The following is a 22,658-nucleotide window of genomic DNA, read 5'->3' on the forward strand; positions in this document are numbered from 1 at the left end:
TAAGGGGAAGGTAGCGAGCGCTCATGTCCGGCTCCGATCTAGCACTGGCGCCCATCGCGGAACGTGCCGATCGCGCGCATTTCACCATTTCGGATCTATCGGCCGAATTCGGCGTCACCGCGCGGGCGCTGCGCTTCTACGAGGACGAGGGGCTGATCGCGCCCGAGCGACGCGGTCTCTCCCGCATCTACTCCCACCGCGACCGCGCCCGGCTGGCGTGGATCCTGCGCGGCAAGCGCGTCGGCTTCTCGCTGGGCGAGATCCGCGAGATGATCGACCTCTATGATATCGGCGACGGTCGCCAGGTGCAGCGCCAGGTGACGCTGGAAAAATGCCGCGATCGTATCGACCTGCTCGAACGCCAGAAGACCGATATAGACGCGGCGATCGCCGAACTGCAGGAATTCGTCGCCCTGCTCCGGACCATTACGCACAAGGATTGAGGACAAGATGCCCCAGTATACCCCGCCCGTACGCGAAACCCGCTTCGTCCTCGACGCCGTGCTCGGCCTGGATCGCTATGCCGGCCTGCCGGGGTTCGAGAATGCGACGCCCGACATGGTCGATGCGGTGCTGGAGGAAGGCGGCCGCTTTGTCGCCGAGGTATTGTTCCCGCTCAATCTGTCCGGCGATCAGCAGGGCTGCACGCGCCATCCCGACGGATCGGTGACGACGCCGGACGGCTTCAAGGAAGCCTATGCGAAGTTCGTGGAGGGCGGATGGTGCACCCTCAGCGCCCCGACCGAGTTCGGCGGGCAGGGGATGCCGCATGTCATCTCCACCGCGTTCCAGGAATATATGATCTCGGCGAACATGGCCTTTGCCATGTATTCCGGCCTCGCCCATGGCGCGGTCGCCTCGCTGATGACGAAGGGCAGCCCGGAACAGCAGGCGCAGTACCTGCCCAAGATGGTTTCGGGTGAATGGGGCGGCACGATGAACCTGACGGAGCCGCAGTGCGGCACCGACCTGGGCCTCATCAAGACCAAGGCGGAGCCGCAGGCGGACGGCAGCTATGCGATCACCGGTACCAAGATCTTCATCTCGGCCGGCGAGCATGATCTGACCGACAATATCATCCACCTCGTGCTGGCCAAGACGCCCGGGGCGCCCGACAGTTCGAAGGGCATCAGCCTGTTCGTCGTGCCGAAATTCCTGGTCAACGACGATGGCTCGCTCGGCGCGCGCAATGCGGTGTCGTGTGGCTCGATCGAACACAAGATGGGCATCCACGGCAACGCCACCTGCGTCCTGAATTATGACGGCGCCACAGGGTGGCTGGTCGGCGAGGAGATGAAGGGCCTTGCCGCGATGTTCATCATGATGAACGCCGCGCGCCTTGGCGTCGGCCTGCAGGGTGTCGGAATCGGCGAGGTCGCATTCCAGAACGCCGTCCAGTACGCCAAGGACCGCCGTCAGGGTCGCGCGCTGACCGGCCCGGCCGAACCCCACGAGAAGGCCGACACGCTGTTCGTTCATCCCGACGTGCGCCGCATGTTGATGGAATCCAAAGCGATGGTGGAAGGGCTGCGCGCGCTGTGCCTGTGGGGCGGTCTGCTGGTCGATCTGGAGCATGGCGCGGCAACCGAGGAGGAGCGCCAGTCGGCGTCCGATCTGATCGGCCTGCTCACCCCCGTCATCAAGGGGCTGGGCACCGACCAGGGCTATGCTGTCGCCACCAACGCGCAGCAGGTCTACGGCGGGCACGGCTACATCGCCGAATGGGGCGTGGAGCAATATGTCCGCGATGCCCGAATCTCGATGATCTATGAAGGCACCAACGGCGTGCAGGCGATGGATCTGGTCGGTCGGAAGCTTCCGCAGAACGGCGGCCGGGCGGTGCAGGCTTTCTTCAGGCTGGTGGCGGAGGAATGCGCTGCGGCCAAGGGCGACGACAGGACCGCAGATTTCGCCGGCCGCCTCGAAAAGGCGCTCGGTGAACTTCAGGCCGCGACGATGTGGTTCATGGCGAACGGCATGCAGAACCCGAACAATGTCGGCGCCGGCGCCTACAGCTACATGACGTTGACCGGGCTGGTCGCGGTCGGGCTGATGTGGCTGCGGATGGCGGAAGCCGCGGTTCGACTGCTCGATGCGGGCGAGGGTGACGCGAAGTTCCTGGAAGCGAAGCTGGTCACCGCGCGCTTCTACGCCGAACGTTTCCTGCCCGATGCCGGCGCGCTGCGTCGCAAGATCGAGGGCGGGGCGGAAAGCGTGATGGCGCTCGATCCGGAGATGTTCGCGACGGTGTAAGCCCCCGCGCTTGCGGGAATGACTGGGCTTCAGGGCTCTTTCGTCGTCTCCGCCCCCTTCGGCGCAGTCGTTCGTACCGGCGGCGGCGGGGCGGCCGCCGGCCCGCTCATCGGCACCGGCGCGTCGGGATCGGTCTTGCGTCGCACGCCGGTCAGCGGATCGGGGCCGCTCGGTCGCGCAGGGGGCGAGCCGGCCGCGCCGGCGATCGCCCGCAGCGCGCTGCCCGGCGTCGCGTCATAGGTGAAATCGGTGGTCGGCGGTGGCGCCATGGTGATCGAAACCTGTGCCTTCATGCACTGGTTCGGTTCCGGCCTCTTGTACTCGGTGCAGTTCCACAACGGCTTCTCGAAGCCATAGGCGCGGTCGCGCAGGTAGCTGAACGACATCGCGCGCTGCTGCACCGGCGTGACCGGCAGCGCGGCCGGCGTCGCCGCCTTGCTGCTCCACGCCATGAACTTGCAATAGGGACGGTCGCCGCACGCGCGCTGGGCGAGCGCCGGGAAGCTTTCCGGCGCGAGCCTGGCGTCAAGCGTGACGAGGAAGGTGCCGCTGTCCTGTTCCAGCCCCTTGGGGATCGCCGCCCCTTCGAGCAGCGCGGGATCGAGCGTGGCCGTCGTGAGCCCCGCCTCGGCCGCGGCGGCGCGGTGCGCCTCCGACAGCGCGGCGAGTTGCGGGATCGCCGGCTCGACGCCGGTATAGCGGCTGGTGAAGGCCGGCGGCGTACCCCACCACCCGGTCCAGCGGAAGAACAGGTGCGTGTTGACCTCGACGATCTTGTCGAGGCTCGACGACCAGTAAGGCACCACCCAGTCGGTATGGTAATGGGTGGCGTGCCCCACGCGGCGATCGACCGCGCCGGTCAATGCGGCCTCGGCGACACTCCGCGCGCGCAGCCAGGCGGCCGGCATCACGGCGCGCATCATCGCGCCGTCGCAGGTGAAGGTGAACTGGCATCCGGTACGCCGTTCGGAGCCCTGGAACACGACACCGCACACGCTGCTGGGATAGGCCGGGTGGCGCACGCGGTTGAGCACCACCTGCACCACCGCCTTCTGCCCCACCGCGTCGTCGCCCGCTTCGTAGATCGCGGCGGCGGCGAGGCAGTCGATCGCCCGCGCCTTGCTCGCGGCGTCGCCGGTCAGCAGGAACGGCCTGGCAGCCGGATTGGGCGCGGTGGAGAAGGGGACGGTCGCGTTGAACGCGCGCGCGTCCTTGGGCGCGAGATCGACGAATGCGGTGGGTTCGACCGGCGGCAGTTCCGCCTTCGGCACGACGCGCGTGGCATGCCGTGCGCGTTCGGCGACGGGAGGCAGCTTCGGCGCGGTGCGCACGATGACTGCCGGCACCGCCAGTGCGGCAATGGCGAGGATCGCCAGCACCGCGACGATCCAGCGCGGCAGGGAGAGAGAGGGGTTAGGGGTCATGCGCGGTCGCGCGCCATAGACCAGTTCGCGGACAAAGCGAAACTCGCCACGTCAGATCATGCGGCGCTCGCGCCTGGCCGTTCGCCCCGAGCTTGTCGAAGGGCCGCCCTTCTTCGCGCGACAGGATTTGCGGTACGAAAGAAGGACGGTGCTTCGACAAGTTCAGCACGAACGGAGATGGGAGCAGGTTTCGTTACCGCGCCTGCGGCGGCGGGATCCGCATCGTCACCGTCGCGCCGCCGATCTCGGCGGCAGCGGCGCGATCCGGGCGCGCAAAGGCGATCGGCCAAAGCAGCAGCAGGGCCAGCATCACGCCGACGCAGATCAACGCATTGCGCATGGTCCCCCCGGACGGACGCCCCTCTGCCCGCGATCATATCGGATCGCGGACTCGTGGCAAGGGCTGCGGCGCCGCTCAGCTTTCGGGCAGGAAATCCGGCACCGACAGATACCGCTCTCCGGTATCGTAGTTGAAGCCCAGCACGCGGCTGCCGGCGGGCAGGTCGGCCAGCTTCTGCGCGATGGCGGCGAGCGTCGCGCCCGATGAGATGCCGACCAGCAACCCTTCCTCGCGCGCGGCGCGACGCGCCATCTCCTTCGCGTCCCCCGCATCCACCTGGATCGCGCCGTCGATGGCCTGGGTGTGCAGGTTCTTCGGCACGAAGCCGGCGCCGATACCCTGGATCGGGTGCGGCCCCGGCTGGCCACCGGAGATGACCGGCGACAGTGTTGGCTCGACCGCGAACACCTTCAGCGCCGGCCAATGCTGTTTCAGCGTCTCCGCCACGCCGGTGATGTGCCCGCCGGTGCCGACGCCCGTGACGACCGCGTCGAGCGGCGCGTCAGCGAAATCGGCAAGGATTTCCTGCGCCGTCGTGCGGACGTGGACGTCGATGTTCGCGGGGTTCTCGAACTGCTGCGGCATCCAGGCGCCCGCCGTCTGCTCGACGATTTCCAGCGCGCGCTCGATCGCGCCCTTCATGCCCTTCTCACGCGGTGTCAGGTCGAAGGTCGCGCCATAGGCGAGCATCAGCCGGCGACGTTCGATCGACATGCTCTCGGGCATCACCAGCACCAGCTTGTAACCCTTGACGGCGGCGACCATCGCCAGGCCGACGCCGGTGTTGCCGCTGGTCGGTTCGACGATCGTGCCGCCGGGCTTTAGCTCTCCGGACGCTTCCGCCGCCTCGACCATCGCCAACGCGATGCGGTCCTTGATCGACCCGCCGGGGTTCGATCGTTCGGATTTCACCCACACATCCGCGTCGGGGAACAGGCGCGACAGGCGGATGTGCGGCGTGTTGCCGATGGTCTCCAGGACCGAATTGACCTTCATTACTGGGCTCCTTTGGCAGGGATCACGGGAGGATTGGGGGCGTCTGGCTCCAGGATCAAGAGTTCATCCGGCGGATCGAAGGTGCGGGCACGACGAAGTTCGGGGAACCACCGCGCCCATAGCGCTGTCACCCCCACCGCGGCGATGCCGCCCGCCGCCACCGCGACGACCGGCCCGATCAGCGCGGCGAGGAAGCCCGAGCGCGCTTCGCCCAGCTCGTTCGATCCGGATATGAACAACGTCGAGACCGCGCCGACCCGCCCGCGCATCTCATCGGGCGTGTGCAGCTGGATCAGCGACTGGCGGACATAGACCGACACCATGTCGGTCGCCCCGACGAAGAACAGGCAGACGAGCGCGAACGCGACCGCCGGCGCCAGATCATGCCCGACCGCCGCGGCGCCGAAGAAGGGGACGAACAGCGGCGCGGAGAGGCCGAACAGCAGGTTGGCGACCCCGAACAGCGCGACCGACCAGAGCATCTTCACGCCGACATTGGTCTTCAGCGGCCGGATGCCGAACCACAGCGCGACCACCACCGCGCCCACCGACGGTGCGGCGCGAAGGTGGCCGAGTCCCTCGGCGCCGATCTGCAGGATGTCGCGGGCATAGATCGGCAGCATCGCCGTCGCGCCGCCGAGCAGCACGGCGAACAGGTCCAGGCTGATCGCGCCGAACACCATCCGGTTGCGGCGGACATAGCGCAGCCCGTCGATCATCTGTTCCCACGGCTTGCCCTGGCTTGTGATCGCATTGCGCGGCACCGGGCCGATCAGCAGCAGCATGACGAAGGCGAAGGCGAAGATCGCGCCGGAGACCGCATAGGGTGCCCATGCCGCCGCGGCGTAGAGGTAGCCGCCTGCCGCCGGGCCGAGCACCGCCGCGGACTGCCACGCGATCGAGCTCAGCGCGATCGCGGTCGGCAGCACTGCCTTGGGGACCAGATTGGGGGCGAGCGCGCCCAGCGCCGGGCCGGCAAACGCCCGCGCCACGCCCAGCAGAGCGGCGATGGAGAACAGCGCCGGCAGCGTGATATGGTCCGTCCAGGTCAGCCATCCCAGCGACAGCGCGCAAAACGCCTCCAGGGCGACGGCACCGCGCGCGATCCACCGCCGGTCGATCCGGTCCGTCACCCATCCGGCATAGAGCGAAAGGAACAGCAGCGGCAGGAACTGGGCGACGCCCACCAGCCCGAGCTGGAACGCAGCCGCCTTGATGCCCATCGTCTCGCGGGCAATGTCATATACCTGCCACCCGATGACGATGACCATCGCCATCTGGGCCAAGGTGCTGGAAAAACGCGCCAGCCAATAAGCGCGGAAATTATGGATGCGGAACGGGTGGGGTGCGGCGTCGGCCATGCCCGCCCTTTGGCGGACAGCCCGCCGCCGCGCAATGCGATCAGGCGCTCAGTGGCTCCGAACTTTTGTTTGCCGCAACGAAGCTGCGCTGGTTTGGATCGCCCAGGAAGGTCAGCAGGTCGTTCGTCAGGCGCCCGCCGCAGGTCTCGGTCAGTCCATGCGGCTCGCCATCATACTCGACGAGCTGCGCTCCGGCGATGCTCCTGGCCGCCTGTCGCGCGGTCGCGTCGATCGGGACCGTCTGGTCCCTGGTGCCATGGACGATTAGCGTCGGCACGTCGAAAGCGGACAGGTCGCCGCGGAAATCGGTGTGGCCGAACGAATCGGCGCAGGCCAGCGTCGCCTTCAGGCCCGCCTGCATCGCTATGGTGGTTGCGGTGTCGATCACCTCGTCGCTGACCGGGTGGCTCAGGATGCCGGCTCCGAAGAATCGCGGGAAGAAGGTCGAGCGGAAGAAATGCGCGCGATCCTCCTTGATCCCATCTGCGATCTGCTGGAGCTGATCCTCGGGCACCCCGTCGGGGTTATCGTCGGTCTTCAGCATGTACGGCACGATGGAGCCCAGCAGCGCGGTGGCTATCACGCCCTTGCCCCGATGGCGCGACATGTACCGCGCGACCTCGCCGCCGCCCATCGAGAAGCCGACGAGGGTGACGTTCTCGGTCGCGCCGGTCGCTTCGAGAACGTCCGCCAGATCATCGGACAGCGTGTCATAGTCGTAGCCGCTCCATGGCTGACCCGACCGGCCGAAACCGCGGCGGTCATAGGCGATGGTGCGGAAACCCGCGTCGGCCAGCGCCATCGCCTGGGCATCCCACATGTCCGCCGACAGCGGCCAGCCATGGATCAGCACCACCGGCCGCCCTTCGCCCCAGTCCTTGATATACAGGTCGGTGCCGTCACGCGTCTTGATATGGGGCATGATTGTCTCCATCGGGGATGTGCATCGCAGAACGTGCCGCGCGGCGGCACCGTTCCGGCGCGGGAACGGGCAAGCCCCGATCCGCGACTTGCTGCGGTGCAACATGAACGCTATATCAAGTGCGATGTCCGCCATGCCTGAACCCGACGCTGCACCTTCCGCTCCAATGCCGATCATCCTGGAGGCGGTGGTGCGCCGGCGGTGCGTGAACGCCACCTACAATCGCGACAAGGTCGTACTGGCGCCGCACGTCGTCTATACCCGCCACGGCGAGGTCTATGTCGACGCCGTCACGGTCGCGCGCAACGGCATGCTTCCGCGTGAGGAGCGGCTGGGCAGCTTCAAGGTGACGGGGCTTAGTGACCTGCGGCTGACCGGCCGCGACTTCGCGATCAGCGGCCTCTACGAGCCCGAGGCCGAGCGCTATGCCGGCTGCGCGCTGATCGCGGTCGAGCCCGCCGCGGCCTGACTTCTCCTCCCGGCTGCTCCTAAGCGGTTCAAAACTGGTTCATTGTCCGGGTTCCATGGCGCTTGCGGCGGATCGCTTGCCGATGGCCGCGCCGCCAACTAGGAGGATGCGAAGCCTGCCAAGGGCCGCATGAGGAGATTGAGCACCATGTCGTTTATCTCGAAACTCGCGATCGCCGCCGTGCTGGCGACCGGCGTCGTGTCGGCTGTCGCGGTCGAGCCGGCCACCGCGCAGAAGAAGGCCAAAAAGGGCGAGCAGGGCGGCGGCCTGAAGCTGTCCGAGCCCGTCCGCAAGCCAGTCGCCGAAGCGCAGAAGGCGCTCGCGGCAAAGGATTACCCGACCGCGCTCACGCATCTCGCCACCGCCGAGCCGCTCGCGCAGAGCGACGACGAAAAATACATCGTCGCTGCACTCAGGCTTCAGGCGACCGCGCCGTCGAACGACGTGCAGAAGCTCTCGCCGATCCTCGACGTGCTGATCGTCAATCCGCGCACGCCGCAGGATGCGGTTCCGCAATATAATTATTTCCGCGGCCAGGCGGCGTTCCAGCAGAAGAAATATGCCGAGGCGCTCCCGTATCTGACCAAGGCACGCGACCTTGGGTACAAGAACGAGAATCTTTCGCTGCAGATCGCCATGGCGAACGTCGAAACGGGCAATGTCGCCGCAGGTCTGGCCGCGATCGACCGCGCGATCGCGGACGAGGGTGCCGCCGGCCGCAAGGCACCGGAAGAGTGGTACAACTACGCGATCCAGCGGACCTACGGCCGTGACTCGGCCGCGATGTCGGACTGGCTCCAGAAGAAGGTTTCGGCCTATCCCACGCCCAAGAACTGGCGTGAGGCTATCCTGATCTACCGCGACGGCCGCGACAAGGCGGCGGCCAAGCTCGATCGCGGCCAGCAGCTCGACCTGTTCCGCCTGCTGCGCGCGACCAAGGCGCTCGCCGATCGCGGCGATTATCTCGAATATGCCGATCTCGCCTATCTCGCCGGTCTGCCCGGCGAAGCGAAGACGGTGATCGACGAGGGCCGCGCGATCGGCAAGCTGCCCGCGTCGGATGCCAGCGTCACGCGGCTCTACGCCGATGTGAACACCGCGCTGAAGAACGACGGCTCGCTGTCCGCGGTAGAGACCAAGGCGCGCGCCGCCGCCAACGGTCGTACCGCGCTGGCGACCGGCGATGCCTATCTCGGCCTCGGCAACACCGCCAAGGCGATCGAGATGTATCAGCTGGCGATGCAGAAGGGCAGCGTCGACATGGCCGAGGCCAACATGCACCTGGGCGTTGCCTATGCCCAGGCCGGCCAGCGCGACCAGGCCAAGGCGGCGTTCCAGGCGATCACCGCGGCGGGCCCGCGCAAGGATCTCGCGGTCTTCTGGCTCATGCATCTCGACATGGCGGCCGGCGCGGCCCCCGCGGCCGGTCAGTAAGCCGGGCGATCCTGTCCAGCGATCGAATGGGGGCGGCCGTGGCCGTCCCCTTTTTTTCTTCAGGCCGCGACCGGGATGCCCGGCACCGCCTTCGCCGTGCGGATCGTCAGTGACGTCTTGACGTGGCTTACGTTGGGCGCGGGGGTCAGTTGCGTCGTCAGCAGTTCCTGGAAACTGCGCAGGTCGGTCGCCACGATCTTCAGGATGAAATCGATCTCACCGTTCAGCATGTGGCATTCGCGGATCTCGGGGATCGTCGCGACATGTTGTTCGAACGCCGCCAGATCGGCTTCGGCCTGGCTCTTCAGGCTCACCATGGCGAACACCGTGATCGTATAGCCGAGGCTCGCCGGGTCGAGCGCGGCGTGATAGCCTCTGATCGCGCCCTGTTCCTCCAGCGCGCGGACCCGGCGCAGGCACGGCGGTGCGGTCAATCCGACACGCTCGGCCAGCTCGACGTTGGTCATCCGGCCGTCATCCTGCAACAGCGCCAGGATCTGACGGTCGATACGATCGAAGGCCATCGCTTCACCCCAATTTCATTGCATGATTCGTGGCGGCGAGGATAATAAAATTACGTCCGAACGCAATTGTCCCACATCCGCACGTCCCGAAATATCCTGTTTCCTTCCGCCGCCTGGCCGCGTTAAGAATTGGTTACGGCGGCGAATGACGCCGTCGGCGAAGGGGCGGGCGGTTGCGGTTCGACGATATCCTCGACACGGTCCGCGCGGCCGATACCGCTACCCCTGCGTCGCGCGCGGCGATGTGGCGGCAACTGGTCGATCTGGTCGGTCGCGGCCGGGTGTCCGCCGACTGGGCGATAGCCCGGCTCGCCGAACTGCGCGACCTTGTTTCCGCCGACGTCCGTGCCGCGAGCGCCCGTGCGCTGTTCGGTGCGTCGCCGCCGCCGGCGCTTGTGCGTTTGTTCGTGCAGGACGAGATCGCGATCGCTGCGCCCCTCTTGCGCAGCGCGGTGCTCGCCCCGGCTGACTGGATCGCGTTGCTGCCCTCGCTGACGCCCACCGCGCGTGCCGTGCTGCGCCACCGTCGCGACCTGGGGCATGAGGTCGAGGTGGCGCTCGCCAGCTTCGGTTCCGTGGATTTCGTCATCGCCGGCGACAGCCGCCAGGACGCCGTGGCGATCGAAGACACCGTCCCTGCCGCCGATCCTGCGGCGCCCGCCACCAGCCCCGATACGGGTCCTTTCGTCGCGGTCGGCAAGGTCGCGCTGGGCCTTCCCGTCGTGGCGGAGGCATTGGGCCTGGGGAACGACAACGAGGTGCCTTCCGGCGAAGGCACGTTTCGCATCGCCGACGTTGTCGCGCGGCTCGAAGCGTTCCAGCGCCGCCAGGAACAGCAGTCGGCTCCGGCCAGCACGCCCGACGTGGCGACAGGTCCCGACGCCGAGACGGCGTTCCGCTTCGAGACCGATGACGCCGGCGTGATCCGCCGGGTCGACGGGATTTCCCGCGGCGCGGTGATCGGAATGGAGATCGCGCGCGCGGCGCAGCCGGGCGGGATCGGCGCGGACGGGATCGCGTCGGGCGCGTTCCGCCGTCGCGCCCGCTTTTCCGATGCGAGGCTGCTGATCGGCGGGGAGGGAGCCGCCGCCGGCACCTGGCTGATCTCCGCGACGCCCGGTTTTGAGGCATCGAGCGGGCGCTTCACCGGCTATCGCGGCAGCGGACGAAGGCCCCTGCCGCACGAGGCGCTGGGCGCCGCTTCCGTCGCGCCGCCTTTCATCGATGCGCTGCGCCAGCTCGTCCACGAACTGCGTACTCCCACCAATGCGATCGCCGGCTTCTCGGAAATGATCGAGCATCAGCTGCTCGGCCCGGTGATCGATGCGCATCGCGACCAGGCGGTGCTGATCCGTTCGGATGCCGGCGGTGTGCTCGCCGCGATCGACGATCTCGACACCGCCGCCCGGCTCGACGGGCGCGCGCTGACGCTGCGGGCCGAAACCGTACCGCTGGCTCCTCTGCTCGCCGGTGTCGCAGACGGGCTTGCCGGTCTGGTTTCGGCGCGGCGGGCGGAACTGCGCATCGCGGGTGCCGATGCCGGCGTCCATGCCGATCCGATCGCGCTTGAACGGCTGGTCTCGCGCCTGCTCGGCGCGCTGATCGGGGCGGCGGGCGAGGGGGAGGTGGTCACGGTGACGGTCGGAGGCGCGACCGGCGAGCTGATCAACATGACGATCGATCGCCCCGCCTCGCTCGCCGGGCGCGACACGGCGGCGCTCTACGCGATCGATGACGAGGACAGCCCGGCCACCTTGCTCGGGCTCGGCTTCGCGTTGCGGCTTGTACGCAATCTGGCGCGCGAGCTGGGCGGCGGGCTGGAGATAGAGGCTGGCCGCGTCGTTCTGACGCTGCCCGCCGCGCAGGCGAATGCGACCGGCCGGGCGACGAGCCGAACGTGAGCGCCGGCTTCCGGCCGACACCGCCCGCGGCGAACGACGCCATCGCCTGGCCCGCCGACTTCGGCCAGCGCTATACCATCTTCGTCGATACCGAGGAGGAATTCGACTGGAGCGCCCCGTTCGATCGCGATCAGCGCTCGGTGACCGCGGCCGCGGCGATCCCCGCCGCCGCCCGCCGGTTTGCCGCGCTCGGCACCCCGCTCACCTATCTCGTCGATCACCCGATCGCGACCGATCCGGCCGCGATCGATCCGATCCGGCGCGCGATCGCCGATCACGACGGCGCGGTGGGCGCGCAGCTTCACCCCTGGGTCAACCCGCCATATGACGAGTTGGCCGACGCCGCGACAAGCTTTGCCGGGGCGTTGCCCCGCGCTCTGGAGGCGGCAAAGCTCGTTACCCTGACGCGCGCGATCGGGGAGGCGTTTGTCCAGCCGCCGAAAATCTACCGCGCGGGGCGCTACGGGTTGGGGCCGAACACGCTCGATCTCCTCGCGGGCCAGGGTTATCGCGCCGACAGTTCGATGCGCGCGCGCTATGATTACGCCCGGCTTGGCGGGCCGGATTATGTCGGGATCGGCAACCACGCCTTTCGCACCGGCACGGCGGGGATCGTCGAACTGCCGCTGACCACGGTCTATACCGGTCACCTGCGAAGCGCCGGTCCGGTGCTCCACCGGTTCGCCGAGCGGCTGCCAGGAGGTGTCGGTGCTCTCGCGCGTCTCGGCCTGGTCAATCGCATCGCCCTGACGCCGGAGGAAATGCCGCTCGACGAGGCGCTTGAAGCGGTCCGCATCGTGCTGGGCGAAGGGCTGGCGCTGCTCAACTTCAGCTTCCACTCGCCGTCGCTGGTGCCCGGCCACACACCCTATGTGAAGGACGCCGCGCAACTGGCCGATTTCTGGCGATGGTGGGACGCGGTACTGACCCTGCTCGCTACCCACGGCGTCCGCGCGGTCGGACACGACGAACTGCTAGCGGCGCTTCCCTGCCCTTGCGCGGATACCGGCACGCCCGTATCGGGCTAGCTGCGCTGTGGGCCTGTAGCTCAACGGTTAGAGCTGGCCGCTCATAACGGCTAGGTTGCGGGTTCGAGTCCTGCCGGGCCCACCAGCGCGTACGGCGATCGGCGGCGGGCGCGATCAGCACCATTCGACGGCACGGCTTTGCCGCGACCCTATCCAGTGATCGGTCGCCCGTTTGCGCCGAAGCGGCTTCGTCGGCCCTCCGCTTGCACACATGCCGGTCGGTCCGGTTGCGCGATGCCGATCGGTTCGCTATCGGCGGCATACGGACGGGGAGTGGCGCAGTCTGGTAGCGCGCCTGCTTTGGGAGCAGGATGTCGCAGGTTCGAATCCTGTCTCCCCGACCAACTTCAGAAACTCGGCTGTTCGGGATCGTCGTCGCCCACCGCGGTGTGGATGCCGCATTCGGTCTTGTCCCAGCCGCGCCAGCGGCCGGCGCGGGGATCCTCGCCGGGCTTGACCTTGCTGGTACACGGCGAACAGCCGATCGAGGCATAGCCCTGTGCCTCCAGCGGGTGGCGCGGCAGGTCGTGCGCCGCGAAATAGGCGTCGAGCGCGGCCTTGTCCCAGTCGGCGAGGGGGTTGAGCTTCAGCCGGCCTTCGTCCTCCTCGAACCGGGGCAGCGCGCGGCGGGTGCCCGACTGAAAGCCCTTGCGGCCCGATATCCACGCATCGAACGGCGCCAGCGCCCGCCGCAACGGCTCGACCTTGCGCAGATCGCAGCAGCCATCCGGGTCGTAGGACCAGCGCAGCCCCGTCGCGTCCCTGGCCGCGAGCAGCTTCGGATCGGGTCGATAGACGCGCAGGTCGGTGAGGCCCAGCCGCTCGGAAAGTTCATCGCGATATACAAGTGTCTCGCCGAACATCTTCTGTGTGTTCGTGAAAATAACCGGTGTGCCGCGATCGATCTGCGCGATCATGTGGAGCAATACTGCGGATTCGGTGCCGAACGAGGATACCGCGGCAATCCGTCCCTTGAGCGCGCCGCCGATCAACTCGGCGAGCATCGCCTGCGTCGGCACGCCGTCGAACCGCGCCTCGAACGCGGCGGCGTCGTCGGCGGTGAAGGCGGGCGTGACGTCGATGGTGTCGATCCGGCGTGCGGCGCTAGCCATGCCGGCGCCTCCATACCGGCGCCCGCGCGTCGGCGGCGCCCTGATAGACCTCTGCATAACGGGCCAATGATCGAGCCAGCACGGCTTCGTCGATCGGCGCCTGGGGGGCGAAGGCATCGAAGCCGCAGCGCTGCATGAACGGGATCTGGTCGATCAGCACGTCGCCCTGCGCGCGCAACGTGCCGCGATAGCCGGCCTCGCGCAGGATCCGTGCCGCCGAATATCCGCGCCCGTCGCGATAGGTCGGGAAGGCCACCTCCACCAGGGTCAGCCTGTCGAGGAAGGGCAGCAACGCGCGCGCATCGTCGCCCGCCTCGACGCGCACCGCGGTCGCGTCGTCCTGGGTCACGAACGCCTCCAGCGTGACGCAGGGTTCTTCGGCTGCATCAGCCATAGATCGCCTCCTTGAACGGCTCCATGCCCAGCCGGCGATAGGTATCGAGGAAGCGTTCGTTGCCCTCGCGCCGCGCAAGGTAAAGGTCGGTGACCTTCTCGATTGCATCGACCACGCCGTCCTCGTCGAAGCCGGGGCCGGTGATCTTCGCCAGGCTGACGTCCTCCGCGCCTGACCCGCCGAGCAGCAACTGGTAGTTTTCCGTCCCCTTCCGGTCGACGCCAAGAATGCCGATGTGCCCGGCATGATGGTGGCCGCAGGCGTTGATGCAGCCGCTGATCTTGAGCTTCAGCTCGCCCAGTTCGCGCTGGCGGCCGAGATCGGCGAAGCGCGTCGCGATCTTCTGTGCGACCGGGATCGACCGCGCGTTGGCGAGGCTGCAATAGTCGAGCCCGGGGCAGGCGATGATGTCGCTGATGAGATCGAGGTTGGCGTCGGCCAGGCCAGCGTCCGCCAGCGCGCCCCATACAGCCGGCAGGTCTCGCGTCGCGACGTGCGGCAGTACGATGTTCTGGGCATGCGTCACGCGCAGTTCGTTGAAGCCGTACCGTTCGGCGAGATCGGCCATCACGTCGATCTGATCGGCGGTGGCGTCGCCGGGGATGCCGCTGGTCGGCTTCAGGCTGATCGTGACGACGCTGTAGCCGGGCGCCTTGTGGGCGGAGACATTCTGATCGACCCAGACAGCGAAGTCGGGATCGCTGCGGTCGATCGCATCCGATCCGCCCGTTTCGAAGGCCGGCGGCGCGAACATCGCGGTGATCCGCTCGAATTCGATCGCCGGGGGATCGAGGTCGAGCGCGATCAGCCCGGCATGTTCATCGGCAACCTGGCGGGCATATTCCTCGGCGCCCAGATCGTGGACCAGGATCTTGATCCGCGCCTTGTAGATATTGTCGCGGCGGCCGTGGCGATTGTAGACGCGCAGGCACGCCTCAAGATACGATAGAATCTCGGAAGAAGGAACAAATCCGTTGATTTCAGGCGCTATCATCGGCGTTCGGCCCATTCCGCCGCCGACGAACAATCGCGCGCCGATTGCACCGTCCCGCTCGACCAGTTGGAGGCCGATGTCGTGCAGCCGCATCGCCGCGCGATCGGTGTCGCTGGCGATCACCGCGATCTTGAACTTGCGCGGCAGGTAGCTGAATTCGGGGTGGAACGTGCTCCACTGCCGGATCAGTTCGGCCCAAGGGCGCGGATCGGTCACCTCGTCGGCCGCCGCGCCGGCGAACTGGTCGGACGAGATGTTGCGGATGCAATTGCCGCTGGTCTGGATCGCATGCATCTCGACCGTCGCCAGATCGGCAAGGATATCAGGTGCTTCCTCCAGCTTTATCCAGTTGTACTGGATGTTCTGGCGGGTGGTGAAATGGCCGTAGCCGCGATCATATTTGCGCGCGATGTGGCCGAGCATCCGCATCTGGCGGCTGTCGAGCGTGCCATAGGGCACGGCGACGCGCAGCATATAGGCGTGGAGCTGAAGGTAGAGCCCGTTCATCAGCCGCAGCGGCTTGAACTGGTCCTCGCTCAGCGCGCCCGACAGGCGGCGCGCCACCTGATCGCGGAATTCATCGACGCGGGCATCGACGATCGCCTGATCATATTGGTCGTACTTGTACATTGTCTTTCCTAAATCCTCCCCTCGAAGGGGAGGTGGCGCGCGCCAGCGCGACGGAGGGGTGTCGCGTTCTCGATAGGTCGATACCCCTCCACCACGCCCTGCGGGCGCGGTCCCCCTCCCCTTGCAGGGGAGGATGAGACGGTGGGTCTCATATCACCCAGTCCCCCGCCGACGGATCCGCCGGCTTCAGCGTCAGGTCTGGCCGCACGGTCGGTCCCAGCGCGCGGATACGGTCCTTGATATGCGCGGGGCGGGGGCCTTCGGGGGTCGCGGTAGCGTCGATCACATAGGGTCCGTTGACGCGGCGTGCGCCTTCCTCGGCACGGGCGATGCCTTCGCCTTCCTCGCCGACATCGGCTGCGTCCTCGATATGGCGGGACCAGCCATTCCCCGTCCACCACAGCACGTCGCCGGTCGGCAGATCGTTTCCAGTCAACAGCTTCATGCAAGAAGCTCCGCCTGGCTGGCAAGCTTACCCAGCCGGTCCTGCGCATCCGCCAGCAGCACGACCTCGCCCACCACGATGATGGCGGGCGACTGGACACGCTCGCGCACCACCATGTCGCCCAGGTCGGCGAGCAGGGTACGCAGCGCGCGCTGGCCGTCGAGCGTGCCCTTCTCCAGCACCGCCACCGGCATGTCGGGTGCCACGCCGTCGGCCATAAGCTTGTCGGCGATGTCCGGGCAGGTCGCGACACCCATGTAAATCACGAGCGTGCGGCCCTTGCCGGCGAGGCCCGACCAGTCCTGGTCCTTCAGTCCCTTGCACTGGCCGGCGACGAAGCTGACCGCCGACGACCAGTCGCGGTGGGTGAGCGGCAGCATCGCCTCCGCCGCGCAGCCGAGCGCCGCCGACACGCCGGGGATCACCTCCACCGGCAGGCCCGCCTCGCGCACCGCCTCCACTTCCTCGCCGCCGCGCCCGAAGATGAACGGGTCGCCGCCCTTCAGCCGCACGACGACCTGGCCCAGCCGGACGTGGGCGACGATCAACGCGTTGATCCCGTCCTGCGGCAGGGTGTGGCGATCGCGCCGCTTGGCGACCGAGATGCGGTGTGCCTCGGGCGGGGCGATATCGAGCACGCGCGGATCGATCAGCCCGTCGTGAACGACGACGTCTGCGGATTTCAACGCCTCGACGGCGCGGACGGTCAGCAGTCCGGGGTCGCCCGGGCCGGCACCGACCAGGATGACGCGCCCGCGCGCGGTGGGATCGAGAAGAGTGGCCATGATGTGTGGCGAAATGGGCGCAAGCAGTTCTCCCGGCAATCGAAGCTTGCTTTGGTCCGCCCTAGCGAAACTTTGTGCTCACCGATCCCCGTCGATGTCGCGCAACCCAACGCCGATGCTGGCCCGCGCCTGTTCCGCCTCGTTGCTGGCGACCGGATATGCGCAGTAATCTGCGGCGTAATAGGCCGCCGGCCGGTGGTTGCCCGACCAGCCGACGCCGCCGAACGGGGCGTTCGACGCCGCGCCGTTGGTCGGCCGGTTCCAGTTGATGATGCCCGCGCGGATATTGGCCCAGAAGGCGTCGTAGCGGCGCGGGTCCTGGCTGATGAGCGACGCCGACAGGCCATAGCGTGTCGCGTTGGCCTCGTTCATCGCCTCGTCGAAGCTTTCCGCGCGGTACAGCTGCAGGATCGGGCCGAACAGTTCCACGTCGGCGCGTTCGCGCGCGCCGGTCATGTCGATCAGCGACGGCGTCAGGAACGGCCGGTCGTCGATCGGCCGTTCCAGGTGCTTCAACGGCCGCCCGCCCATCGTCATCAGCGCCAGGAAGCTTTCGGTCAGCATGTCGGCGGTATCGTTGTCGATCACCGGCCCCATGAACGGCTGCGGATCGGCATGCGGCTCGCCGACGATCATGCGATCGGTCAGCTTGCGGATCTCCGCGATCAGCGGGTCGGCGAGCGCCGCATCGACGATCAGCCGGCGCGCCGCGGTGCAGCGCTGGCCCGATGTGGTGAAGGCCGACTGCACCACCAGCACCGCCGCGGTATGCAGGTCCGGCGTGTCCCACACCACGATCGGGTTGTTGCCGCCCATTTCCAGCGCCAGGATCTTCTCCGGCCGGTCCGCGTAAAGGCGATTGAGCGCAAGGCCGGTACGCGCCGATCCGGTAAAGAGCAGCCCGTCGATGCCGTCGTGCGCGGCCAGCGCCTTGCCCTCGTCCGGCCCGCCGATCACCAGCCGTACGCACCCCTCGGGCACGCCGGCGGCATGATAGCACTGGACCAGGAACTCGGCGGTCGCCGGCGTCTTCTCAGACGGCTTGAACACCACGGCGTTGCCGGCCAGCAGGGCAGGGACGATGTGCCCATTGGGCAGGTGCGCGGGGAAGTTGTACGGCCCCAATACCGCGAGCACGCCGTGCGGCTTGTGGCGCAGCGCCATCCGCGCGTTCATCGGCGATTCGCTGCGCCGCTGGCCGGTGCGTTCCGAATAGGCGGTGACGGAGATGTCGACCTTGGCGATCACCGCCTCGACCTCGCCGCGCGCGTCCCACAACGGCTTGCCGGTCTCGCGCGCGATCAGGTCGGTCAGCGCGTCGGCGCGCTGGCGCACCACATTGGCGAAGCGGCGCAGCGTCTCGATGCGGAAGGCCAGCGGCTGCGAGGCCCAGGCCGCCCAGCTTTCGCGCGCGCGGGCGACTTCGGCATCGACATCATGCGGCATCCCGCGCCACAGCACCGCGCCGGTCGCCGGTTCGATCGATAGGATTTCCTGCCCCGTCATTCACCTAACTACCTGCCGGGAAAGCCCGGCTCACGCAAGCGCGGCCCCCATGTCGCGCATACCCGCGATCTTGGCGTGGAACGGCGCCCAATCGTCGTGCTGGTCGATCGCGGACCAGATCGCCTCCACCTCGTCGATCAGCATCGAACAGGACGCGCCGGACCAATAGGGATGGGTGCGGTCCCCGCGCGGTCGATAGGCTGCGAGTGCCGCGCGCGCCGCGTCGAAGGCCGCGCCGTGACCGTCGGGGATCACCCCGCCGAACGCGTCGAAGAAAAAGCCGTCGATCGCCGTGCCTTCGCCACGCAGCGCCGGCTCGATGGCCTGGATGGTCGCGCGGTCCTCCGCTTCGCCGCGCGGGATGACGCCAAGCCGCCACAGCAAAGCGTCGGTGACCGCACGCTGATACAACTCGGGAAAGGCCTCCAGCGCGGCGATCAGCGGTTCGGCGTCGCTCAGCGTGCGCAGCGCGACGGCCAGTTGCATCACGTCCCAGTGGATCGCTTCGGGCTGACGGCCGAAGGCGTAGAGGCCCGCGTGGTCGAAATAGGCGGCGACGAAATCCGGGTCCCATGTCGGCGTGAACCGCCACGGCCCGTAATCGAAGCTTTCGCCCATCACGTTGATGTTGTCGCTGTTGAGCACGCCGTGGACGAACCCCGCCGCCATGTAGCGCGCCGCCAGCCGCGCGGTGCGCGCGACGACATTCTCCAGCAAGCGTACCGGGTCGCCCGGCGCATCGCCGTGCAGATGGACGAGCACGTAATCGACCAGCCGCGCCATATTTTCCGCATCGCGCAGATAGGCCAGCCGCTGGAACGTGCCGATGCGGATATGCCCATGGTTCAGCCGTACCAGCACGGCCGATCGGGTGGGGGAGGGCTCGTCGCCGCGCTCCAGCGCCTCGCCGGTCTCGATCAGCGAGAAGCTGCGCGAGGTCGGCACGCCCAGCGCCCCGAGCATTTCGGTCGCCAGCACCTCGCGCACGCCGCCCTTCAGCGTCAGCCGCCCGTCGCCGGACCGGCTCCACGGCGTCCGGCCCGATCCCTTGGTGCCCAGATCCATCAGCCGCCCGGACCCGTCCTCCAGTTGCGCGAAGAGGAAACCGCGACCGTCGCCGATCTCGGGGTTGTACACGCGGAACTGGTGACCGTGATATCGCAGCGCCAGCGGCCGCTCGAGGCTGCCGGGCAGGGGGGTGAACCGCCCGAAATGCCGAAGCCAGGCATCGTCGTCGATGTCCGCCAGCCCGACCTCCGCCGCCGCGCGATCGTTGCGGAAGCGCAGGATCGTCTGCGGGAAATCGGCCGCCTCGACGGCATCGTAGAAGGGGGAGCCCAGTTCGAGGATCGTGCGTCGCGCTTGCGGGAAGTCGGCCATGCGGCGATATGGGTCGCCATGACGCCCCAGCGCAACCGCGACTTCGCCGACGGCCATTGGGAATCGCGCGACGAATTGCGCCTGCACTACCGCGACTATTCCGGCGGTGCGGACGGGCGCCCGCCGATCCTGTGCTTCCCCGGCCTGACCCGCAACGCGCGCGATTACGAACGGGTGGCGGAACGGCTGTCGCCCGACTGGCGGGTGATCGCGGTCGATTTCCGGGGGAGGGGCGAGAGCGCCTACGCCAGGAATCCGATGAGCTACGTGCCGCTCACCTATCTCCAGGATGTCGAAGCGCTGCTCGATCATCTGGCGATCGAACGGTTCGTCGCCTTCGGCACCTCGCTCGGCGGGATCGTCACGATGCTGCTCGCCTCGGTCGGGCGCGACCGCATCGCCGGCGCGCTGCTCAACGACGTGGGGCCGGAGATCGATGCCGCCGGCCTGTCGCGCATCCGTGGCTATGTCGGCAAGAACGGCTGGCATCCGACATGGCTGCACGCCGCCCGCGTGCTCGCGGATAACAACGCCGAGGTCTATCCGGACTATGCGCTGGAGGACTGGCTGGCGATGGCGAAGCGGCTGTACCGGCTGAATGCGGCGGGCCGCGTCGTGCTTGATTACGACATGCGGATCGCCGAGCCGTTCCGAATGCCGGGCAACGAGGCCGGGCCGGACATGTGGCGCACGCTCGATGCGCTGGCCGGGCGGCCCGTGCTGGTCGTGCGGGGCGAGCGATCGGACATATTGTCCCCGGCGACGGCGGAGGCGATGATCCTGCGGCTGGGCGGCCGCGCCGAACTCGTCATCGTGCCGGGCATCGGCCATGCCCCGACGCTCGACGAACCGGCCGCGGTCGTCGCGATCGACCGCCTGCTCGATCGGGTGCGGGAACCCGTCCCGGCCTGAACCCTTCTTTCCACCGAGAGGCAAGGAGGGCGTGTTTATGAGTTTCGCGATCGACCGGCTGGTCTTCACGCCCGACGATGTCGATCTGTCCCGCTCGCCGCTCGCCGGGCGGATCGACGCGGAAACCTATGTGCTCGGCGCGTTCAATCCCGGCATGACGCGCCTCGCGAACGGCAACCTGTTGATGATGGTGCGCGTGGCGGAGGCCTTGCGCGATCCGGTGCGCGACGGCCATATCCACGCGATCCGCTGGAACGACGGCGAATATGTGATCGACGCCTGGCCGCTCGACCGCGTCGACACCACCGATCCGCGCACCTTCACCGTCCGCGGCGGGGGGTGGAAGGTGCTGGGCCTGACCTCGCTCAGCTGGCTGCTGCCGGTCGAGATGTCGCCCGACGGACTGTCGGTGATCGCCGCCCACTATGACCGCGCGATCGCTCCGCGCACGTCCTATCAGTGCTACGGCGTCGAGGACGCACGGATCAGCCGCGTCGGAACCCGCTGGCTAATGACCGCCTGTTCCGTCAGCCCGGAACGCCATGCGACCGTGCTCTACACCTCCGACGACGCGCTCGACTGGCGGCTGGAGGGGATCGTGCTCGATCACCAGAACAAGGATATGCTGGTGTTCGAGGGGCTGATCGACGGGAAATATTGGGCGCAGACCCGCCCGCTAGGCGACCTCTATTTCGCCTATCCGCCCGACAGCGAATGGCGCGCCGGGCCCTCGATCAACCTCGCCACCTCGCCCGACGCGCTGCACTGGAAGCCATATGACAGGCCCGGCATCCGCCCGCATGCCGCGACGCCGGCGACCGCGCGGATGGGCGGTGGCGCCCCGCCGATCCTCACGCCCGACGGCTGGCTCTGCCTGTGGCATGGCGTCGAGCCGTCGGGCGCGGTCGGCATCTACCGCACCTACTGGAGCCTGCTCGACCGCGACGATCCGTCGATCACGCTCGCGACCGGCCATGCGCCGCTGCTCGAACCCGCGCCTGCGCTCACCGCGCCGCTCGCGCACCGGATGTATCTGGAGGATGTCGTGTTCACCACCGGCATCGCGGATTCGGGCGATCATTATGTCGTGGCGAGCGGGGAAGCCGATCTCGCGTGCCGTATCACCCACGTGCCCAAGGCCGCCCTTGCCGGCTGAACCCGCCCCGCTGATCGTCACCGCTGTCATCGGCTTGGCTGACGCCGCCGCGCTCGACGCCCTGCGCCGCGCCAACTTTCCGCCGGAACGCAATCACATCGCCGCACATCTTACGCTATTCCATCATCTGCCGCCGTCGATCGGGGACGAACTAAGGGCCCGCCTCGCCGAAGCGGCCCGCGCGCCTCCGCCCCGCGCGTGGCTGGGCGGCGTGATGTCGCTGGGGCGGGGCGTTGCCTACCGTGTCGAATCGCCTGATCTCGCCGCGATCCGCGCCGATCTGGCCGACGTCTTCGGCAGCTTGCTGACGCCGCAGGATCGTGCCGGCTGGCGTCCGCATGTGACCATCCAGAACAAGGTAACCCCTGTGGAGGCGCGCGCGCTCCACGCCGCGTTGTCGCACGGCTTCGCACGCCGGCCACTCGCCATCGCCGGCCTCGCCAGCTGGTGGTATCGCGGCGGCCCGTGGGAGCCGCATTCGCGCCACAACTTCGCTTGACCGGTCGCCACCCGCAACCTATTGGGCGCGCCTTGCCTGGCACTTGGCCCTTGCGCGGCGGAGTAGCTCAGTTGGTTAGAGCAGCGGAATCATAATCCGCGTGTCGGGGGTTCAAGTCCCTCCTCCGCTACCAGGCGCCGCTTATCGCATCACCGATTTCATCGGCGTCGATCACCCCCATTGGCAATCGCTC

General features: G+C 67.9%; 22 protein-coding genes and 3 tRNA genes. 12 read left to right on the top strand and 13 right to left on the bottom strand.

Translation table 11 applies throughout. The annotated features are described in order from the left end of the window. Positions 1 to 23 precede the first annotated feature (23 nt). Both VYI76_RS07385 and VYI76_RS07390 read left to right on the top strand, forming a co-directional pair. Positions 24 to 443 (top strand): MerR family transcriptional regulator, encoded by a 420-nt coding sequence (locus tag VYI76_RS07385; RefSeq protein WP_326524126.1) that lies wholly within the window; start codon positions 24 to 26, stop codon positions 441 to 443. Between the two features lie 7 nt (positions 444 to 450). Continuing rightward, positions 451 to 2,253: an acyl-CoA dehydrogenase C-terminal domain-containing protein gene (locus tag VYI76_RS07390; protein ID WP_326524127.1), complete on the top strand. Its 1,803-nt coding sequence runs from the start codon at positions 451 to 453 to the stop codon at positions 2,251 to 2,253. 29 nt (positions 2,254 to 2,282) lie between these two features. On the opposite strand, the gene VYI76_RS07395 is transcribed toward VYI76_RS07390, so the two are convergent. The 5 genes from VYI76_RS07395 to VYI76_RS07415 form a co-directional block, all read right to left on the bottom strand. Next, entirely contained in the window at positions 2,283 to 3,677 is a 1,395-nt protein-coding gene (locus VYI76_RS07395; protein WP_326524128.1) for a cell wall hydrolase, read from the bottom strand. A 193-nt stretch (positions 3,678 to 3,870) separates the two neighbouring features. After that, complete coding sequence (locus VYI76_RS07400; RefSeq protein ID WP_326524129.1) at positions 3,871 to 4,017, bottom strand: hypothetical protein; 147 nt, start codon at positions 4,015 to 4,017, stop codon at positions 3,871 to 3,873. Positions 4,018 to 4,092: 75 nt separating this feature from the next. Beyond that, on the bottom strand, positions 4,093 to 5,013 hold the full coding sequence (cysK, locus tag VYI76_RS07405; protein WP_326524130.1) for a cysteine synthase A: 921 nt from the start codon (positions 5,011 to 5,013) through the stop codon (positions 4,093 to 4,095). Then, positions 5,013 to 6,374 carry an MFS transporter gene (locus VYI76_RS07410; protein ID WP_326524131.1) on the bottom strand — a complete coding sequence of 454 codons (1,362 nt, stop codon included), beginning with the start codon at positions 6,372 to 6,374 and terminating at the stop codon, positions 5,013 to 5,015. The genes cysK and VYI76_RS07410 overlap by 1 nt, the downstream gene beginning before the upstream one ends. 40 nt (positions 6,375 to 6,414) lie before the next feature. Further along, a complete protein-coding gene (locus VYI76_RS07415) occupies positions 6,415 to 7,296 on the bottom strand; it encodes an alpha/beta fold hydrolase (RefSeq protein WP_326524132.1) in 882 nt (293 codons plus the stop codon). Positions 7,297 to 7,420: 124 nt separating this feature from the next. On the opposite strand from VYI76_RS07415, the gene VYI76_RS07420 reads away from it, so the two are divergent. Together VYI76_RS07420 and VYI76_RS07425 are read left to right on the top strand one after the other, a co-directional pair. Beyond that, positions 7,421 to 7,765: a hypothetical protein gene (locus VYI76_RS07420; protein WP_326524133.1), complete on the top strand. Its 345-nt coding sequence runs from the start codon at positions 7,421 to 7,423 to the stop codon at positions 7,763 to 7,765. A 147-nt stretch (positions 7,766 to 7,912) separates the two neighbouring features. Further along, positions 7,913 to 9,199 (top strand): tetratricopeptide repeat protein, encoded by a 1,287-nt coding sequence (locus VYI76_RS07425; RefSeq protein ID WP_326524134.1) that lies wholly within the window; start codon positions 7,913 to 7,915, stop codon positions 9,197 to 9,199. A 59-nt stretch (positions 9,200 to 9,258) separates the two neighbouring features. On the opposite strand, the gene VYI76_RS07430 is transcribed toward VYI76_RS07425, so the two are convergent. Then, entirely contained in the window at positions 9,259 to 9,723 is a 465-nt protein-coding gene (locus tag VYI76_RS07430) for an Lrp/AsnC family transcriptional regulator (protein ID WP_326524135.1), read from the bottom strand. 173 nt (positions 9,724 to 9,896) lie between these two features. Between VYI76_RS07430 and VYI76_RS07435 the strand changes: the two genes are divergently transcribed. The 4 genes from VYI76_RS07435 (at position 9,897) to VYI76_RS07450 (ending at position 12,996) form a co-directional block, all read left to right on the top strand. Further along, the gene (locus VYI76_RS07435; protein WP_326524136.1) at positions 9,897 to 11,624 is read left to right on the top strand and encodes a histidine kinase dimerization/phospho-acceptor domain-containing protein; all 1,728 of its coding nucleotides are present in this window, start codon (positions 9,897 to 9,899) and stop codon (positions 11,622 to 11,624) included. After that, positions 11,621 to 12,652 (top strand): WalW protein, encoded by a 1,032-nt coding sequence (locus VYI76_RS07440; protein WP_326524137.1) that lies wholly within the window; start codon positions 11,621 to 11,623, stop codon positions 12,650 to 12,652. Before VYI76_RS07435 ends, VYI76_RS07440 begins: the two co-directional genes overlap by 4 nt. Before the next feature lie 9 nt (positions 12,653 to 12,661). Then, a tRNA-Ile gene (locus tag VYI76_RS07445) sits at positions 12,662 to 12,737 on the top strand. A 182-nt stretch (positions 12,738 to 12,919) separates the two neighbouring features. Continuing rightward, a tRNA-Pro gene (locus tag VYI76_RS07450) sits at positions 12,920 to 12,996 on the top strand. 3 nt (positions 12,997 to 12,999) lie between these two features. Here VYI76_RS07450 and VYI76_RS07455 read toward each other — a convergent pair. The 7 genes from VYI76_RS07455 to VYI76_RS07485 form a co-directional block, all read right to left on the bottom strand. Beyond that, entirely contained in the window at positions 13,000 to 13,764 is a 765-nt protein-coding gene (locus VYI76_RS07455) for a phosphoadenylyl-sulfate reductase (protein WP_326524138.1), read from the bottom strand. Next, positions 13,757 to 14,158: a DUF934 domain-containing protein gene (locus VYI76_RS07460; protein ID WP_326524139.1), complete on the bottom strand. Its 402-nt coding sequence runs from the start codon at positions 14,156 to 14,158 to the stop codon at positions 13,757 to 13,759. The genes VYI76_RS07455 and VYI76_RS07460 overlap by 8 nt, the downstream gene beginning before the upstream one ends. Continuing rightward, positions 14,151 to 15,782, bottom strand: coding sequence for a nitrite/sulfite reductase (locus tag VYI76_RS07465; protein ID WP_326524140.1), 1,632 nt, complete (start codon positions 15,780 to 15,782; stop codon positions 14,151 to 14,153). Before VYI76_RS07465 ends, VYI76_RS07460 begins: the two co-directional genes overlap by 8 nt. A gap of 148 nt (positions 15,783 to 15,930) precedes the next feature. Continuing rightward, positions 15,931 to 16,227, bottom strand: a complete 297-nt coding sequence (locus VYI76_RS07470) for a DUF2849 domain-containing protein (protein WP_326524141.1) — start codon at positions 16,225 to 16,227, stop codon at positions 15,931 to 15,933. After that, on the bottom strand, positions 16,224 to 17,012 hold the full coding sequence (gene cobA, locus VYI76_RS07475) for a uroporphyrinogen-III C-methyltransferase (protein WP_326524142.1): 789 nt from the start codon (positions 17,010 to 17,012) through the stop codon (positions 16,224 to 16,226). Before cobA ends, VYI76_RS07470 begins: the two co-directional genes overlap by 4 nt. A 78-nt stretch (positions 17,013 to 17,090) precedes the next feature. Further along, a complete protein-coding gene (astD, locus tag VYI76_RS07480; RefSeq protein WP_326524143.1) occupies positions 17,091 to 18,518 on the bottom strand; it encodes a succinylglutamate-semialdehyde dehydrogenase in 1,428 nt (475 codons plus the stop codon). A gap of 30 nt (positions 18,519 to 18,548) precedes the next feature. Continuing rightward, the gene (locus tag VYI76_RS07485) at positions 18,549 to 19,898 is read right to left on the bottom strand and encodes a protein adenylyltransferase SelO family protein (RefSeq protein WP_326524144.1); all 1,350 of its coding nucleotides are present in this window, start codon (positions 19,896 to 19,898) and stop codon (positions 18,549 to 18,551) included. An 18-nt stretch (positions 19,899 to 19,916) separates the two neighbouring features. Here VYI76_RS07485 and VYI76_RS07490 point away from each other — a divergent pair, with 18 nt between their 5' ends. The 4 genes from VYI76_RS07490 (at position 19,917) to VYI76_RS07505 (ending at position 22,598) form a co-directional block, all read left to right on the top strand. Continuing rightward, complete coding sequence (locus VYI76_RS07490) at positions 19,917 to 20,810, top strand: alpha/beta fold hydrolase (RefSeq protein ID WP_326524145.1); 894 nt, start codon at positions 19,917 to 19,919, stop codon at positions 20,808 to 20,810. Positions 20,811 to 20,847: 37 nt separating this feature from the next. Next, complete coding sequence (locus VYI76_RS07495; RefSeq protein ID WP_326524146.1) at positions 20,848 to 21,966, top strand: glycosidase; 1,119 nt, start codon at positions 20,848 to 20,850, stop codon at positions 21,964 to 21,966. Continuing rightward, positions 21,956 to 22,465, top strand: a complete 510-nt coding sequence (locus tag VYI76_RS07500) for a 2'-5' RNA ligase family protein (protein WP_326524147.1) — start codon at positions 21,956 to 21,958, stop codon at positions 22,463 to 22,465. The genes VYI76_RS07495 and VYI76_RS07500 overlap by 11 nt, the downstream gene beginning before the upstream one ends. A 56-nt stretch (positions 22,466 to 22,521) precedes the next feature. Beyond that, positions 22,522 to 22,598 (top strand) — tRNA-Met (locus VYI76_RS07505). The last annotated feature ends 60 nt before the right edge of the window (positions 22,599 to 22,658 follow it).

Source organism: Sphingomonas sp. (assembly GCF_035910975.1).
In the GTDB taxonomy this organism is placed as follows: Bacteria; Pseudomonadota; Alphaproteobacteria; order Sphingomonadales; family Sphingomonadaceae; genus Sphingomonas.

Coding starts and splice junctions, on each gene's coding strand:
- VYI76_RS07385 (WP_326524126.1), top strand. CDS start 24: ATGTCCGGCTCCGATCTAGCACTGGCGCCCATCGCGGAACGTGCCGAT.
- VYI76_RS07390 (WP_326524127.1), top strand. CDS start 451: ATGCCCCAGTATACCCCGCCCGTACGCGAAACCCGCTTCGTCCTCGAC.
- VYI76_RS07395 (WP_326524128.1), bottom strand. CDS start 3,677: ATGACCCCTAACCCCTCTCTCTCCCTGCCGCGCTGGATCGTCGCGGTG.
- VYI76_RS07400 (WP_326524129.1), bottom strand. CDS start 4,017: ATGCGCAATGCGTTGATCTGCGTCGGCGTGATGCTGGCCCTGCTGCTG.
- cysK (WP_326524130.1), bottom strand. CDS start 5,013: ATGAAGGTCAATTCGGTCCTGGAGACCATCGGCAACACGCCGCACATC.
- VYI76_RS07410 (WP_326524131.1), bottom strand. CDS start 6,374: ATGGCCGACGCCGCACCCCACCCGTTCCGCATCCATAATTTCCGCGCT.
- VYI76_RS07415 (WP_326524132.1), bottom strand. CDS start 7,296: ATGCCCCATATCAAGACGCGTGACGGCACCGACCTGTATATCAAGGAC.
- VYI76_RS07420 (WP_326524133.1), top strand. CDS start 7,421: ATGTCCGCCATGCCTGAACCCGACGCTGCACCTTCCGCTCCAATGCCG.
- VYI76_RS07425 (WP_326524134.1), top strand. CDS start 7,913: ATGTCGTTTATCTCGAAACTCGCGATCGCCGCCGTGCTGGCGACCGGC.
- VYI76_RS07430 (WP_326524135.1), bottom strand. CDS start 9,723: ATGGCCTTCGATCGTATCGACCGTCAGATCCTGGCGCTGTTGCAGGAT.
- VYI76_RS07455 (WP_326524138.1), bottom strand. CDS start 13,764: ATGGCTAGCGCCGCACGCCGGATCGACACCATCGACGTCACGCCCGCC.
- VYI76_RS07460 (WP_326524139.1), bottom strand. CDS start 14,158: ATGGCTGATGCAGCCGAAGAACCCTGCGTCACGCTGGAGGCGTTCGTG.
- VYI76_RS07465 (WP_326524140.1), bottom strand. CDS start 15,782: ATGTACAAGTACGACCAATATGATCAGGCGATCGTCGATGCCCGCGTC.
- VYI76_RS07470 (WP_326524141.1), bottom strand. CDS start 16,227: ATGAAGCTGTTGACTGGAAACGATCTGCCGACCGGCGACGTGCTGTGG.
- cobA (WP_326524142.1), bottom strand. CDS start 17,012: ATGGCCACTCTTCTCGATCCCACCGCGCGCGGGCGCGTCATCCTGGTC.
- astD (WP_326524143.1), bottom strand. CDS start 18,518: ATGACGGGGCAGGAAATCCTATCGATCGAACCGGCGACCGGCGCGGTG.
- VYI76_RS07485 (WP_326524144.1), bottom strand. CDS start 19,898: ATGGCCGACTTCCCGCAAGCGCGACGCACGATCCTCGAACTGGGCTCC.
- VYI76_RS07490 (WP_326524145.1), top strand. CDS start 19,917: ATGACGCCCCAGCGCAACCGCGACTTCGCCGACGGCCATTGGGAATCG.
- VYI76_RS07495 (WP_326524146.1), top strand. CDS start 20,848: ATGAGTTTCGCGATCGACCGGCTGGTCTTCACGCCCGACGATGTCGAT.